Origin of the sequence: Flavivirga aquimarina, from assembly GCF_030540835.1 — a bacterium.
Taxonomy (GTDB): domain Bacteria; phylum Bacteroidota; class Bacteroidia; order Flavobacteriales; family Flavobacteriaceae; genus Flavivirga; species Flavivirga aquimarina.
Genome location: NZ_JAUOEK010000129.1, coordinates 28865 through 45439, shown reverse-complemented (window position 1 = coordinate 45439; position 16575 = coordinate 28865). Strand labels below are relative to the sequence as shown.

The 16575-nt window shown below is 31.7% G+C and carries 9 protein-coding genes; 7 read left to right on the top strand and 2 right to left on the bottom strand.

The features are described 5' to 3' along the window. Positions 1-142: 142 nt before the first annotated feature. Positions 143-2548, bottom strand: coding sequence for a TonB-dependent receptor (locus Q4Q35_RS12955; RefSeq protein ID WP_303278414.1), 2406 nt, complete (start codon positions 2546-2548; stop codon positions 143-145). Positions 2549-2767: 219 nt separating this feature from the next. Then, entirely contained in the window at positions 2768-3901 is a 1134-nt protein-coding gene (locus tag Q4Q35_RS12950) for a Fe(II)-2OG oxygenase family protein (protein ID WP_303278413.1), read from the bottom strand. Positions 3902-4529: 628 nt separating this feature from the next. Between Q4Q35_RS12950 and Q4Q35_RS12945 the strand changes: the two genes are divergently transcribed. The 7 genes from Q4Q35_RS12945 to Q4Q35_RS12915 all read left to right on the top strand — a co-directional run bounded on the left by Q4Q35_RS12945 (position 4530) and on the right by Q4Q35_RS12915 (position 16362). Beyond that, positions 4530-5162, top strand: a complete 633-nt coding sequence (locus tag Q4Q35_RS12945) for a nitroreductase family protein (RefSeq protein WP_303278412.1) — start codon at positions 4530-4532, stop codon at positions 5160-5162. A gap of 22 nt (positions 5163-5184) precedes the next feature. Continuing rightward, positions 5185-6705 carry a pyridoxal phosphate-dependent decarboxylase family protein gene (locus tag Q4Q35_RS12940; protein ID WP_303278411.1) on the top strand — a complete coding sequence of 507 codons (1521 nt, stop codon included), beginning with the start codon at positions 5185-5187 and terminating at the stop codon, positions 6703-6705. Beyond that, entirely contained in the window at positions 6677-9130 is a 2454-nt protein-coding gene (locus Q4Q35_RS12935; protein WP_303278410.1) for a GNAT family N-acetyltransferase, read from the top strand. Before Q4Q35_RS12940 ends, Q4Q35_RS12935 begins: the two co-directional genes overlap by 29 nt. Before the next feature lies 1 nt (position 9131). Then, positions 9132-10454 (top strand): lysine N(6)-hydroxylase/L-ornithine N(5)-oxygenase family protein, encoded by a 1323-nt coding sequence (locus tag Q4Q35_RS12930; protein ID WP_303278408.1) that lies wholly within the window; start codon positions 9132-9134, stop codon positions 10452-10454. Positions 10455-10489: 35 nt separating this feature from the next. Then, complete coding sequence (locus Q4Q35_RS12925) at positions 10490-12805, top strand: TonB-dependent receptor domain-containing protein (protein WP_303278407.1); 2316 nt, start codon at positions 10490-10492, stop codon at positions 12803-12805. A 50-nt stretch (positions 12806-12855) separates the two neighbouring features. Then, on the top strand, positions 12856-14127 hold the full coding sequence (locus Q4Q35_RS12920; RefSeq protein ID WP_303278406.1) for a DUF4374 domain-containing protein: 1272 nt from the start codon (positions 12856-12858) through the stop codon (positions 14125-14127). A 441-nt stretch (positions 14128-14568) separates the two neighbouring features. After that, positions 14569-16362: an IucA/IucC family protein gene (locus Q4Q35_RS12915; protein ID WP_303278405.1), complete on the top strand. Its 1794-nt coding sequence runs from the start codon at positions 14569-14571 to the stop codon at positions 16360-16362. Positions 16363-16575: the final 213 nt, after the last annotated feature.

Below are 16575 nucleotides of genomic sequence, written 5' to 3'. Positions count from 1 at the left end.
TAGAGGTATTTCGCTGGTTTCATTTTGACCTAAAAAGGTCAAAAACCGAAATTCTGTATTTAGATTCCCGTTTTCACGGGAATGACAATTTCAACGGAAACCCCGAGGCAGAGCCTCGAGGAATTCTTTTCGATTAAATGTTTTAAAAGTTATAGCTAACAGCTAATCTACCGTTGACTCCCTCTCCTGCTGAATTATAAGTTCTTGTTGTTGATGCCCATTGCGACCTAGGAGGTAAGAAAAATTTATTAAATAAATTATTTATACCCAATGAAATAGATATTTTTTCTGTTGCTTTATAACTGCTCGAAAAATTAACCAATGTATATCCTGTTACAGGCACTTCGGTATAACTATAAGTAAAAACACCTTCGTTTTCGTTTACATTGAATCGTTCTCTATCTCCAACATGTATCAACCTTAGTGAGGTTGATAGCTTTTTTAAAGGTCTAACATTTATATAAGCTGTTGTTTTTGCAGGAGAAATAACATCGCCACCTATATAAGTAAGGGTAGTCGCATCTTCAGGATCGTGTTCCAGGCCTTCTACATACGAATACGAAACGCCAAATTGTAAATGGTCATCTAAAAATGTAAAATCTGTCGAAACCTCTGCCCCATAAACACTTTGTGGTGACATGGACTGTACCAGTTGATCGGTATCTTCAATTCTAATAAGATTAAGTCCCAGATTAGAAGTACTATAGTAGCCGACTGCTTCAAATCTTACATGTTTAAATTTAGATAAGAAACCAAATTCATAATTATTAGTTTTTATAGCTTGTGGGTTAATATTATTAACATTTGTAGAAGTTCCACCTCTAACTACCCTTCCAATATCTGGGAGCGTGAACCCTTGGGAAAAGCTGGCATACGGAATAAATTCATCGTTTTTAATATACCTAATACCTACATTTAAAGATGTGTTGGAAAATTCTAACTCTCCTCCTTCAATATCAATGGGGTTGGTAAAATTATCATCTCTAGTTGGTGAAACTGGTAAAGTAGAAAAATCCTTAATGGTTACACTCATATCTTCGTAACGCAGGCCTGCTTTAAAAACCCAATCCTCTTTAAATTTAAATTTTGCCTGAACAAATGGCGCGATACTTAATAAATCTAAGTTTGGTGCCCAAATACGACCATCTAACAAACCTTGGTTGGTTTTGTCTTTTAATAAATCAAGCCCATAAGTAAATGATATTGTAAGAGGGAATTCTAAATTTAATTTAGTGTTTAAAATGGGTCTAAAACCTAATTTATCTGTATTTACAACTGTTTGTCCTCCCCCATCAAAATAGGTGGCATCATAAAAGAAAATATTTTTCCCCTTTTGATAATATAAATCTGCAGCAAACTTGGTAGTACCATTAAATATTTCACTTAATTCATATTTTAATTGTGCATTCGTAGTTGTAATTCCAGAGCCTACAGCTTCCTCCGATATTGGGTTTTCTGCTGTGGGCAAAATACCTATAGTTGGAGTGATTTTATAGTCACCAGAAGCGTTATATATCTCTAGCGCTCCTAACTGAGCTACATAAGGCGTTTCTTGACTAGACTTGTAATGGTTAAACATAACATCAACAGTCTGTTTATCATTAATCTCGTAGCCTATTTTTCCTAATACACTAAATATTTTGGTATTATCCAAACCATAAGTTGGAGATATTATGTCTCCATTACCATCATACTTAGTCCCCGTTTTTTCAAAACTTCCTGATATATAATACGAAACTTTATCTAAACCACCATTTAATGATTGCTGAACTCCCCAGCCAAAAGCGTCATCTGTTTTTGATAAATTACTTGTAGTCCATACATTAGAACTTCCTGTAATTGGAATGTTTTTATTTGCATTCTTTGTAATATAGTTTATAATACCGCCATCGCCACCATTACCGTAAATAGCAGCGGCTCCTTTTAGAACTTCAACTCTTGAAATGTCATTAGGCAGCACACTTTTTATATCAACCAGTCCATTACGTAAAGGTGTAGATTGTGGAATACCATCTACCATTACTAATGCTCTACGACCACGTAAGCTTTGTCCCCAACTTGAAAAAGTACCCGTGCTTGGAGCCAGCCCTGGTACAGCAAATTCCAAAATATCACTAATATTGGTCGTGTTAGTACCCAAGTTTTTTAATTCTTTTAAGCCTACAACTGTAATTGAAGCTGGAACTTCCGATAGTTTTTCTGAGGTTCTACCAGCTGATACTACGACTTCGTATAATTCAATGTCATTTGCTTCAAGTATGAAATCTACTTCTAGAGTTTCACCTCCCTTTATTATAATGCTTTTTTCTAATGTTTTATAAGTAATGTAAGAGGCAGATAGGATATATTCTCCTGTTTCTATGGCTTTAATAGAATAGTTCCCATTAATATCTGTCATAGTTCCTTTTTGTGTATTATTTAATATCACATTCGCGAATTCGACAGGTTTTCCCTCCGTATCAATTATTTTTCCTTTAATGTTGCCAGTTTGTCCAAAACCATAAACAAGGAAACATAATATGGTTATACTAGTACAAATTTTTTTCATAATTGTTATAATTGTTATTTTTAATTAGTCTAAATAAAAACAACAAAATTAGATTAATTGCTTAGAAATCCAATCTATTTTTCTATTAATTTTTAGGAAAAAAAAGAATAAATTAATTGAATATCATAACACACTGTTTTTCAACTATTCTATACATATGTTAATTTATATAGCTAGTTAAACAATTTTAAAAAAGAGGATATCTGAATAATTTCGAAATTATTCTTCTAGGTCGAAGAGGTCTCCATAGTGTTCTTCTATAATTAGGTAAGGATCATTAATATGTGTTACATGTCGGATATTAATTAAACTGGTTTTACTCATCATTCTTAACATTTGCCTTCTTTCACATTGTATAATTTTGCCGTTTTTTCTTTTTTGACCAGCAACAAACGAATTCCTTCCATGAGCACATAAATGATTATTAACAAAAATCATATCACCAGAATCAGGAATAAACTTATCATAAATCAAATTCTTAGCCTTATCCCAAAAACTTAATAAATTTTTCATGGCTTTTGGACTTTGCTCTACTTTCTCATTAAAAATTTGTTCTGCTGCATCAAATCTCATGAAAGGCCATTTTCTATTTCCGTATAAAATAGATGTTAGTTTACTATTAGTTTTTTCATTTTCAATAGTATAATTTCCATCTTTAGGGCATTTGTAAATTTCTTCGAACAATGCGTCCATGTCATTATCCATAGCCCCATGTGATCGTATTGAGTATAATGCAGAAGGCACTTCTTCTTCATTACGTAAATATAATAAGCTTATAAAATCTGCTTGGTTATATAAAAAGGCATCTTCTGTATGCACAAATAAATCTGTTTTAGATCCAGATCCAGTTTGAGAGTAATCCATATTTGCATCTGGTATTATGGCATGCATAATCCCTCCCCCTTTTCTTTGAACAAAATATTGTACAGGTTTAGAAGGAATTGCGCCATGTAGCAACGAACAAATAAATCCGTAGATATTTAATTTTTTATAGTCTGTATTCTGCCAATTTGGAGGTGTTGTCCCCAAGGCTTCTTGGTCAACATCTACTAACCCTCTAAAAACAATCGCTCCATATTGATTTTGTGAAAAATCCGTACTAAAATTATTTAAAAGCCTGGTAATACGTTCTGGGAGAAATTGAAAAGCATAAAGATGAATTTTAGAGATATAGTCAAAATCTTCATAACTATCGAAAGCTTGAGCAAGAAGACGTCCCACCCTCATAATAGTATTTTGCTCTTTGGGTGTAATTTCAATTATTAATGGTCCCATAGGAGGGGTATGTGCATTTGAATTGATTAATAATTCATCATGGTTTGTTTTGTTAATCTGGTTGTGAATTGAGTTCATGTTTTGGAGTTTAAAATGTGAATATCTTTTCAAAGATATTATTTTTATTTAGACTAAATAAAAATAATTACATAAATTTGTAAGAAATTAATCAGAAACCTTGTAAAATAATAACGTCGGATAAATACATTTTATTCAAAAAAATAACAATTAATAATTCATAAGAAATAACAAGTCCCAACCTATTTTAGGTCCTTCTAATTTTTTAATCTGGTTGTGAATTGTGCCCATGTTTTAGAGTTTAAAATATGAATGTATTTTCAAATATATTATTTTTATTTAGATTGAATAAAAATAATTATATAAATTTGTAGTAAAATAAATGAAAACACTGTAGAATAATAATGTCGGATAAATATACATTTTTATTTAAAAAAATAGCAGCTATTAATTCATGAGAAATAACAAGTCCTAGCCTACTTTATGTCCTTCTAATTTTTTAATCTGGTAGTGAATTGTGCTCATGTTTTAGAGTCTAAAATATAAATGTATTTTCAAATATATTATTTTTATTTAGACTGAATAAAAATAATTATATAAATTTGTGAGAAATTAATTGAAAACCCTGTAGAATAATAATGTCTGATAAATATACATTTTTATTTAAAAAAATAGTAGCTATTAATTCATGAGAAATAACAAGTCCCAGTCTACTTTATGTCCTTCTAATGAAAAGGAGCAAAATACAATAACAACTATTATTCGTAAGCGTAGAAGCATATTTGCAGATGCGTTTATTAAAAAAGAAATTCCTAAAAATACCCTTGAAGAAATATTAACGAATGCGACTTGGGCTCCCACTCATAAAATGACCGAACCTTGGCGGTTTATTGTTTTTAAAGAAAAATATTTAAAGAAACTGGGCTACTATATGTCCGAATATTATAAAGATTATTATGCCGAAAAACTATCTAAAGATGAAGCGGTTAAGAAACACCATTTTTTGTTAGAATACCCCTTAAATGCCGCTTGTGTTATTGGTCTTATTCTGGTACGAAATTCTAAAATAAACTTACCAGAATGGGAAGAAATTGCTGCCATTTCTTCGGCAGTACAAAATATGGCTTTAACATGCACAGCTCATAATTTGGGATCTTATTGGAGTACATCGCAAGGTGACATAGATTATGTAAAGACAATGGGACTTAAAGATAATGAAAAATCGTTGGGGCTCTTTTATATCGGTCATTTTGATCATGTAAACCATATCTCTAAAAAAAAGAGAACTGCACTATATAAAAAAGTTACTTGGTTAACCTAAAATCAATATTAAAACACTAAACATGAACAATCAAACACTCAAATCTACAACAGTTTTAGCTAAAAACCCACAGTATTTATATGATGATATTTTTCACGAAGATTCAAACGAGAACTATAAAAAAGCAATCCAAATTGCCAGAACATGTGTTTCTAATTTTTTAAAAGATAATAAAACTCCTTTTAGTGGTATAAAACCAGAAGCGTTACAATCCATTTTTAATACAATTGATTTTGATAAACCATTAGAGAGTTATGAAAGCCTTTTTGAAGAAGTAGAAACACTATATGTTAATCATGCAACGGCTTTTCACCTCCCTAATTATATAGCCCATTTAAATTGCCCAGTGGTTATCCCTGCTCTTGCTGCAGAAGTATTGATTAGTGCCATAAATTCATCTCAAGATACTTACGACCAGAGTGCGGGAGGTACATTCATGGAGCGTAAATTAATTTCTTGGACAGGAAACCAAGTAGGGTTTGGTACTGATTGTGATGGGGTTTTTAATGCTGGTGGATCCCAAAGTAATCTTATGGGGCTTTTACTGGCTCGTGATTATTACGCTATAAAATATTTAAAACATAATATAAAGATAGATGGAAACCCTCCAGAAGCGAAGCGGTTTAAAATTTTCGTTTCTGAAAAAGCACATTTTAGCAATCTCAAAAATTCTTCATTGATGGGATTAGGGGAACAAGCCATTATAAAAATAAAAACGGATGATCGCTTTAGAATGATTCCAGATTTACTAGAGAAAGCAATAGTAAAAGAACAAAAATCTGGAAATATTCCTATTGCCATAATTGGTACAGCTGGTACAACTGATTTTGGGAACTTAGATCCTCTATATGATTTAGGTAAAATTGCTAAGGCTTATAATTTATGGTATCATATTGATGCCGCATACGGGTGCGGATTATTGCTTACCAACAAATACAGACATCTTTTAAACGGAATAGAATCAGCAGATTCTGTGACTATAGATTATCATAAATCTTTTTTTCAACCTATAAGTAGTAGTGCATTTATTGTTAAAAATAAACTTCATCTTAATATCATTAAGCATCATGCAGATTACCTTAATCCCAAAGACCAGGATTATGATGAACTTCCTGCCCAAATCAATAAATCTATTATGCAGAGTACTCGTAGATTTGATGCTCTTAAACTCTGGTGTACACTACGTTTATTAGGTAGAGATAAGTTAGGTGAGTATACAGAAACGATTATTGAGACTGCTAAAAAAACCGCAGTGATGCTGGATACTGAGAATGATTTTGAATTATTATCTCATTCAGATTTAGGGGCATTGGTTTTTCGTTACCGTCCAGAAAGTAATAAAGCCCATAGCACTTGCATGATGAATCAACACATCAAGAAAACGATGTTCTTTTCGGGAGAGGTTTTGGTAGCTAGTACTAAAGTAAACGACGAGTTTTATCTCAAGTTTACAATACTTAATCCTATTACTACAATAAATCATACAAAAAATATAATAAAAACAATAAGAAGTTATGGGCAGGAGTATTTACAAGCTATCTAAAATACGTCAAGAAGCAGAAGAACTAAATTTTACTATACTTATTAATAATTGTTGTAGAGAGTTTAATAATAATACGTACTATTCTGGAATCCCAAAATATGATAAGGTGCTTTCTGAATATTTTGGAAAGACAGGGCATGATTTACATCTTAAGTTAGATTTCTTATCAGAAACCACAGAAGTTTATGTCCCACTACGTTATGTTTCAGAAAGTAAAAGGCATTTGTATCATTTCCCGGTAGTAGCTCGTAATTTGGAAACAGAGGAGCTAAAGGAAATCGATATTGATCGTTTTCTCGAGTTAGTTGTTTCTCATGCACGTTTTGAATATCCTAATGCAAGTGTAGATAGTATTAAAGATCGTTTACATAATAGTATTGATAATATAGAAGCGTATCTAAAACATTTTCAAGAAACAAAAAAGGAAGTTAATAAAGCAGAGATGTCATTTATTGAGTCCGAGCAATTATTAGCAGTAGGACATAGCACTCATCCTTTAACCAAAGGAAGGTCAGGGTTTTCTAATGAGGATCTTATTAATTACTCTCCAGAAACAGAAGGTAGGTTTCAGCTTCATTATTTTTTAATACATCACAACCATGTTACAGAAGAGAGCGTGGAAGAAAAACTATTTTCAGAGATATTAAAAGATGAACTGCGCAAGTATGCGATAGAAGATGAAAGTGTTATACAATTACTAAAGGAGAACCCGCAATGGAAAGTGGTTCCTGTTCACCCTTGGGAGGCTAATTTTTTACTAGTTCAACCTGATGTTAAGGAGATGCAATCAAATAAATTATTATATGATTTAGGAGCTTGGGGAGCTTTATATACTCCTACATCTTCTGTAAGAACAGTGTATAATGAAGAAAGTGATTGGATGTTTAAATTTTCACTACATGTAAAAATAACGAGTGCAGAACGCGTTAATTATTTACATGAATTGTATAGAGGCTATGATTTTTCTCGCTTATTAAAAACACCATGGGGAGAAAACTTGAAAAATGAATACCCTGATATTACTATAATTAGTGATCCTGGTTTTATCTCGGTGTCTTATAAAGGTAAAGTTATAGATGGGTTTAATACTTCGATACGGTATAACCCTTTTAAAGGAAGGAATGCCGATAAAAATATAGCAGTATTGGCTTCTATTTGTCAAGATGAGATATTAGGTGAACCAGCTAGAATTGTGAATATTATTGAAGAGGCTGCAAAACGAAAATCACTGCCTGTACAAGAAACTGCCATTGCATGGTTTCAGAAATATATCGCATTAATTTTACCTGCTACGATCAACCTTTTTAACAAGCATGGAGTCGCTTGTGAATTACATCAACAAAATGTATTGGTAGAATTTGATGAAGCGTTATTTCCATCAAGAATATACTTTAGAGATAATCAAGGATTTTTATTTAGAAAGAGCAAGGAAGAAGAACTGATTTCGATAGTACCAGATTTAGCAAAGCATAGCAAAGCGTTTATCCCAGATGATAGACTATTTAGCTTATTGTCTCACTACTTTATAATTAGTAATATCACAAGTCTTATTAATGTATTTGGATGTAATGGGTTAACCACAGAAAACCAGTTAATAGATATTGTATATACAGAAATTAATAAAGCTAAAGATACCAGTGGGTTTGTCGATTATGTTTTAAATAATAGATACTGGAAAGTAAAAGGAAACTTACTCACAGCGCTTACAAATATTGATGGAGGAGCAGCGCCTTCTTCAGTTGTTCAAGTAGATTATCCAAATATATTACACAATCATTTTTTATCGAAACAATTAATTTTTCCTGCTGGAAAAGAAACAATATACAGCCGTTATTTTCCAAAAGCAGATGTTACTATAAGTATCCGACCTATGGATCTTGATCGGGATTTAGAAATGTTGCACGAATGGTTTCATCGTGATCATGCTAAGAAAATATGGAAAATGGATTGGCCAATTCGTGAGTTAGAAGTGTATTACAGAACGATGATTGCTGGTAATGTGTTATGCAGTTACATAGGTGAGGCTAATGGGGAACCTACATGTAATTTTGAAGTGTATTGGACAACCAGAGATCAAGTAGGAGATTACTATGATGTATTGCCTACAGATTATGGAACCCATCAATTTATCGCACCAACAGATCCAAAGAAAAAATTTGTATCTCCGTTTACCCAGTGTATGGTCGATTACGTTTTTGCTCAACCAGAAGTGGGTAAAATGGTTGGAGAAGGAGCTGTAAACTCTTTGGCTTCTATGATGAATAAAACGCATGTAGGCTTTAAAATTGAAAAAGTTATTGAAATGCCTCATAAAAAAGCAAATTTAAACTTCTGTTATAGAGAATGGTATTGGGCAAAATTTCCACAAAATAAAAACATAGTAATAAGCCCTATACCAAAAGAAACATCTGAAAATTTAATATAAAATGAATAGTACCAAAATATATTCAGTTATTGGGGTTGGGATTGGCCCCTTTAATTTAGGATTAGCAGCATTAATAGATCCAATTGAAGAGCTATCAGCAATCTTTTTTGATCAAGTAGAAGCGTTTGATTGGCACCCAGGTTTAATGTTAGATTATGTAACCCTGCAAACACCTTTTTTGTGTGATTGTGTATCTATGGCAGACCCTACTAATCCTTATAGTTTTCTGAATTTTTTAAAACAAACAGGGCGGTTATATAAGTTTTTTATTAGAGAGAATTTTTATATTCTAAGAAAAGAGTACAACCTCTATTGCAAATGGGTGTCGCAACAATTATCTAGTTGTAAGTTTTCTCATAGGGTATCTTCTTTGGCATATAAAGATGGCGTTTATGAAGTAACGGTTCAGAACCTAAAAGAAAATAAGAGCGTTATTTATTATGCAGAAAATCTGGTTTTAGGAACAGGAACTAAACCAACTGTTCCGGAGTTTGTTAATGAAGACGTGAAAAATAACGTGTTTCATACATCAGACTATCTTTATAAAAAAGAAGAACTTCTAGAAAGCACTTCAGTTACAATCATTGGTTCAGGGCAAAGTTCGGCAGAAGTATTTTATGATCTTTTACAACAAAAACCAGACAACCTGAGATTGAAATGGTATACCAGACCAGATAGGTTGTTTCCAATGGAATACTCTAAACTAACTCTGGAATTAACATCACCAGATTTTGTTGATTACTTCTTCAATATGCCGTCAGATAAGCAGAAAGGGATGCTGTCCAGTCAATTTTCTCAGTTTAAGGGAATTAATTATGACCTTATTAATGAAATATATGATACGCTATATATGATGAGTGTAGGGGATAAAGAAGTTAATGTAAAAATACAACCTAATAGTCAATTAGATGATATAGAGAAGGATATTAACGGTTGCTATACATTACAGTTTACACAGGTAGAACAGGAAAGAAAATTCGAAGACACGAGCGAATATGTAGTCTTAGGAACAGGATATAAATACAGTGAACCAAAGTTCCTTCAAGGAATTAGTGAGCGCATTTCTCGCAAGGATAATGGGCAGTTTGATGTTAGTCGAAACTATAATATAGGAGCACATGCAAACGATATTTTTGTACAAAATGCAGAGATACATACTCATAGTCTTATATCTACTGATCTAGGTATGGGAGCATATCGTAATTCACACATTATTAATCAAATTGCTGGCAGAGAGGTGTATAAGATAGAAAAGCGTATTGCTTTTCAGGATTTTGGAGTTGAAGCTAAGAAGCATAATGTTAAGATATTAGAAGAAAAATGAAAATAGTTTTATTTAGTATACTCAATTTTTTCATAATGACTTGTTTTTCTCAGTCAGGTAGTATCAAGGGGCGGATTACTGATAAAGAAGGTCGATATATAGAAAATGCATCTGTTTTACTGGATGAAAATGAAGGTGTTATTACTGATTCTTTGGGATATATTTATTTTAAAGATATTGATAATGGTTCTCATACTTTAAAAGTTCATCATTTAAACTATATATATCAAGAAAAAAAGGTTGAGATTTTTAATGATTCAAAGACGGTTAATTTTACGCTTGTTAAAAATATGAATCATTTGAATGAAGTCGTTTTAACGTCTTTGGTTGAAACAAAAGATCAGAAGGCAAAGAATTCTGGTTATAAGGTTGATATTATAAAAACAAGTAGTTATAAAAACCAATCTGTTAACCTAACCGATATAATTAAGCAAAGTTCAGGTATTCTTATTAGAGAAACCGGAGGTTTGGGATCCAATTTTAAACTTTCCATAAACGGCTTGTCTGGAAACAAAATAAGGTTTTTTATAGATGGTATTCCTATGGAAAACTTTGGTTCATCATTAACCCTTAACAATTTTCCTGTTAACCTCATAAAAAAAGTAGAAATATACAAAGGAGTTGTTCCTATAGAATTAGGTGCAGATGCATTAGGAGGAGCTATAAACATAAGCACCGTTGATCTAAAAAAAACATATTTAGATGCCTCATATTCTTTTGGCTCCTTTAATACGCATAAGGCGTCTATTAATGGGCAGTATGCTCATGAAAAAGGTTTTTTTACAGCTTTTTCTTATTTCAATAATTATTCTGATAACAATTATAGAATGGATGATGTAAATGTTTATGACCTTGATTTGGGTAATTATGAACAAACTATTAGCACAAATAGATTTCACGATTTATATAAATCCTATATGTTTAATGTAAAGGCAGGGGTAACGGATAAAAAATATGCCGACAAGCTATACGTAGGGTACATAGGAGCTAAAAACAGAAAGAACTACCAGCACCCAGACAGTAACATTGAAACGGTATATGGCGATTTTCATTCTAGAAATGAAACAAATATAGTCTCCATTAATTATGAAAAAAGAATAGGAAATCTTAATCTAAAAGGCTTTGCAGTGAAAGGGGTAATTAACAATGCTACTATTGATACGTCCTCTGTTAGATATAATTGGAATGAAGATACTATTCTTAGAGATGAAAACTCCTTGAAGGGAGAAATTTTCGACAGAAAAAGATTTTCTATCATCACAGATAATATTATAAGAAGCAGCCTATCCTCTTCATATCGTATTGATAACTATAACGCTATAAAATTAAACATAAGCCAAAATTACTTGAAAAGAAAAGGTGAGGATAAGGTGGATGAATTTAATTATACATTTCAGAATCCAAACTACTTGCATAAATTTTATGGAGGCATTTCTTATGCTTATAAGAGCAATAATAATAAAATTAGAGCTTCGGTATTTGCAAAAAGATTTATGTATAAAGCAAATATAAAAATACAGCCCCAAAAAGAAGGAACACTTGTATCTAACGAACAAAACATTAACAAAACAGGCTACGGAGCAACATTTTCTTATAAAGCAACGAAAAATACCTTAATAAAAACATCTTTTGAAAATGCCTATAGACTACCCAATGATTATGAGATATTGGGAGATGGCGTGTTTGTAGAATATAACGAAAATTTAGAACCAGAAAAAAGCAACAACATTAATTTAGGTGTTTTAAATACTTCTAAATTGAAGGATATACGTATAAAATCTGAAGCAAATATTTTTTTAAGGTTTTCAGAAAATTTTATTCAACTAGGTGCTTCGGGTGGACCATATAGCCAATATGAAAACATCGATAATGTCAGGTCTCAAGGAATAGAAGCCAATATAGATTTAAGGGTAAATAAATATTTTGCCTTTAATGTTAATGCTACCTACCAGAAAATTATAGATAGAACAAAATTAAGGAATGGTTTACCTAATGAAAGTTATAATACTGAGGTTCCTAATATTCCTTATTTCTTTACAAATTCCAGAATAACAATTACCCCTCTTGATTTTCAAAATAAGAATGAACTATCCCTTTATTTAGATAGTAGATATACAAAAGATTTTTTTCTTACTTCAGAAAATTCAGGAGATATAAATACCAAGAGAATTATTCCTTCACAGTTTCTTAATGATGTAACCTTGGCATATTCGATGAAAAAAGGCATGTATAATCTGTCTCTTTCATGCTTAAATATTTTTGACACCAAAGCTTATGATAATTTTAATATACAAAAACCAGGAAGATCCTTTTTTGTGAAATTTAGGTTTTATCTACTAAACGGAAAATGAATAAAATAAGATCAAATAAATTACAAATAAATAAATCAAAAATGAACAAAATGAAAGCAAATTTTTTATTACTAACAACTTTAATAGGCATAATATTTTTATCATCATGCTCAAGCGATGATAACCCAACAACGCCACCTATTATTAATGAAGGAGCCTCAAAGCTTGTAATGCAACTTTATTTAAATCAAAGTAGTCCAAGTCAATCTTATATTATAAGCAAGGACAATATCGAGGATCTTATGACAGGAGAAATTTCTGCAGATCAACAAGGTATTGAAGAACCAGAAGGATACAGGTTTGGTGTTCCTGTAGGAAACAAAGCATTATTTTCTTTTGGATACGCCAGCAGTACGTTAAATGCCATTTCTTATATAAATAATGAAGGTATCATTGATACAGATGACAAACCATTTCTTTATGATAGAGTTTTTCAAAGATTTACTGTTTCTGAAGATGGTAGTACACTTTTAGCTATGGAAGTTCCAGCGGGAGCTGGATATGAACAAAGACAAATTTCTTTTGTAGACACAGAAGATGTTAGAGTTACAAAAAAAGTAAAAACAGATGTTTATAAATCAGAAGAAGAAGGTTTAGTAGCATTACCAACAGGTCTTTTAATTAGAGGAGATAAATTATTTGTTCCTTATCAGGTTCATGATGTAGGCGGGCAATGGCAAACTCTAAGACCCAATTCTGCATTAATGGCAGTTTACTCTTATCCAGATGTAGAAGAAAATCCTATTAAAATAATTGAGGATGATAGAACTTGTAACATAGGTGTAAATGCATCTACATCAACACTTATAAAAACTGAGGAAGATGATATATATTCCCTTTCTTGTGGAGCCGTAGGAGCAGGTTTTAATACTGAAGCCGTTACAAAACCTTCTGGAATATTGAGAATAAAAAATGGAGAAACAGATTTTGATGAAAGTTATTTCTTTAACATAGAAGAAAAAACGGGTGGAAAAATATTTGGTCTCTCTTATCTAGGTAATAACATGGCCATAGCTTCAATTATTAATAACCCTGAGGTTGGAGAAGCATGGTCTGCTTATAATACCATATACAACCAAACGCTTGTCATTATAGATTTGGTAGCACAAACCGTATCTAACATAGATGGAATTCCTTTATTTAAATCAGGGTATTTCCCAACAGGAGTGTTTGTTGAAGATGGAAAAGCATATCCTACGATAGTTGCAGAAAATGAAGTGGCTATTTATCAGATTGATATTGCCACAGGTACAGCGACTAAAGGAGCTATTGTAAAAGGAAAGGATCTTAGTGGGCTTACAAGACTAGACTTAGAACAATAATGAAAATTTAATTTTGAGAAGTCTGCAAGACGTATTCAAAATTGTAAGTTGAACTGCTTATGCCAGCAGGAAGGCTCATCCCTATTTTTAATGGGATCAAGGTTTAATACCTCGTCCTTTGAGACGATTCTTAATTATTGGATTCAGGGCTTATCCTGAGGTGTAATGCCTTTTATGTTGTAATACATAGCAAATTGAAAATGTCATATTGAGTGCGGTCGAAATACTATAAACAGCATGTTTTAAATGTTTTCGACCGAGCTCATACCGACATTAGGTATACTATTAATTTTGTTATGTACTTAATTTTATTTTATAAAAAATCATTCCCTTTTATGTATATATTTTAAGGTTTCAATTTTAAATTATATAGACATGATTACTTGTTATGGTGATTTCAATCCTTAATTAAAATACACAATGGGAATTAAAAAAAAAATTATGACTTTTATTTCACCCTCAGAATCTATTAAACATTTAGATAATAAAGTATGGTCTAAAATGAATAGACTACACTTAAAAAAAATCATTTCAGAATTTTCACATGAATGTTTATTAAAACCCAAGTTATTATCTACAGAAGATGATTGGGGATTATATCAACTTACACCTAACGACATTTCAATAGCGTACCATTTTAGAGCAAAAATCATGCATCTGGATCACTGGTTTATAGATGTTGATTCAATTAAAAAATATGATAAAGAAATAAGCAAACCTTTAGATTCCATAAAGTTTATTATCGAATTCAAAGATATTTTAGGATTTAGTGATGCTGTATTACCTATGTATCTGGAAGAAATTTCAAGTACGCTTTACGGTAGTTGTTATGTTTATTCATTGGGTGAGCCTAGTGCAAAGAAATTAACAGAAGCCGATTACCAAACCATAGAACATGCTATGATAGCAGGTCATCCCTGTTTTGTAGCGAATAATGGCCGTGTTGGTTTTGATGCAGATGATTATAGAAGATATGCTCCAGAATCTGCAGATCCTTTTTCATTGATATGGCTTGCTGGACATAAAAGCAATACGGAGTTTACTTCTGTAACTGGTTTAAATTATAAAGATATGATGTTAGAAGAACTTGGAGATGATTTACATGCATCCTACACGAGTATTTTAACTTCAAAAAAAATAAATCCAGAAGAATATATATTTTTTCCAGTTCATCCGTGGCAGTGGTATAATAAACTAGCCATTATTTTTGCTTCCGATATAGCAAATGATTTATTGATTTATTTAGGGTGTAGCTTAGATAAATATTTACCGCAACAATCTATTCGCACCTTTTTTAATATAAGTAGTCCTAATAAACGTTATGTTAAAACATCGTTGTCTATACTTAATATGGGGTTTACTAGAGGAATGTCCCCTTATTATATGCGAACAACTCCTTCTATAAATGAATGGGTAGAAAAAATAGTAATAGAAGATTCCTATCTACAAGCGTGTAACTTTATTATACTAAAAGAGGAAGCTACAGTAGGATATACTAATAGGTATTACCAAAATGCAACAGAGGCAGATAATGATTATAAAAAAATGTCATGTGCTCTTTGGAGAGAAAGTCCTATGAAAAAGATTAAGCCTAATCAAAAATTAATGACTATGGCCGCTCTATTACATATAGATATGTATGGAGAATCCCTTTTGTCTGAGCTTATAAAAGCATCTAAAATTAGTGTTACTGATTGGGTGAAAAAATATATATATAGCTATTTAAGTCCTTTACTGCATTGTTTTTATAAGTATGATATGCGCTTTATGCCGCATGGAGAGAATATCATATTAGTTTTAGAAGATCATGTTCCTGTAAATATTATACTAAAAGACATAGGGGAAGAAGTCGCTGTAAATAAAAAAGAGGGACTTCCCGAGTCTGTTAAACGAATTGGAAGGCAGGTGTCTGATGAATTAAGGATTCTTTCAATTTACACACAAATATTTGATTGCTTTTTTAGGTTTTTATCCCCCATTCTTGTAGAACATTGTGATTGTAAGGAAGATGATTTTTGGCACATAGCAGCAGATTGTATCCATACATATCAACAACAATTCCCTGAGTTTAAAGATAAGTATGATTCTTGTAATTTATTTGCTCCCGAAGTTATAAAAACGTGTTTAAATAGATTACAAATACGAAATAACAGAAAAATGATAAACACCTCTAATTCTCATAAAGAACAACAACTTTCAGGAGTTTTAAAAAATCCTTTGGCAAATTTTAAATAGTTATAGATTTATTATAAGCAAGAATTGTTATTAGTATTGAAGCATAAATTCATGCTACTAAATAAATTCAATTGTTCATTTAGTCTCGATGAAATTTTAAGAAGTCTGCAAGACATATTTAAAATTATAAGTTGAATCTGCCTATGCTGGCAGACAAGATCATTCTGGTTTTTAGCAGTATCAAGGCTTAATACCTCTGCCTCTTGGCAATTC

Excerpts from the sequence above, each read along its gene's own strand:
- Q4Q35_RS12955 (WP_303278414.1), bottom strand. The coding sequence starts at position 2,548 with ATGAAAAAAATTTGTACTAGTATAACCATATTATGTTTCCTTGTTTAT.
- Q4Q35_RS12945 (WP_303278412.1), top strand. The coding sequence starts at position 4,530 with ATGAGAAATAACAAGTCCCAGTCTACTTTATGTCCTTCTAATGAAAAG.
- Q4Q35_RS12925 (WP_303278407.1), top strand. The coding sequence starts at position 10,490 with ATGACTTGTTTTTCTCAGTCAGGTAGTATCAAGGGGCGGATTACTGAT.
- Q4Q35_RS12920 (WP_303278406.1), top strand. The coding sequence starts at position 12,856 with ATGAAAGCAAATTTTTTATTACTAACAACTTTAATAGGCATAATATTT.
- Q4Q35_RS12950 (WP_303278413.1), bottom strand. The coding sequence starts at position 3,901 with ATGAACTCAATTCACAACCAGATTAACAAAACAAACCATGATGAATTA.
- Q4Q35_RS12915 (WP_303278405.1), top strand. The coding sequence starts at position 14,569 with ATGACTTTTATTTCACCCTCAGAATCTATTAAACATTTAGATAATAAA.
- Q4Q35_RS12935 (WP_303278410.1), top strand. The coding sequence starts at position 6,677 with ATGGGCAGGAGTATTTACAAGCTATCTAAAATACGTCAAGAAGCAGAA.
- Q4Q35_RS12940 (WP_303278411.1), top strand. The coding sequence starts at position 5,185 with ATGAACAATCAAACACTCAAATCTACAACAGTTTTAGCTAAAAACCCA.
- Q4Q35_RS12930 (WP_303278408.1), top strand. The coding sequence starts at position 9,132 with ATGAATAGTACCAAAATATATTCAGTTATTGGGGTTGGGATTGGCCCC.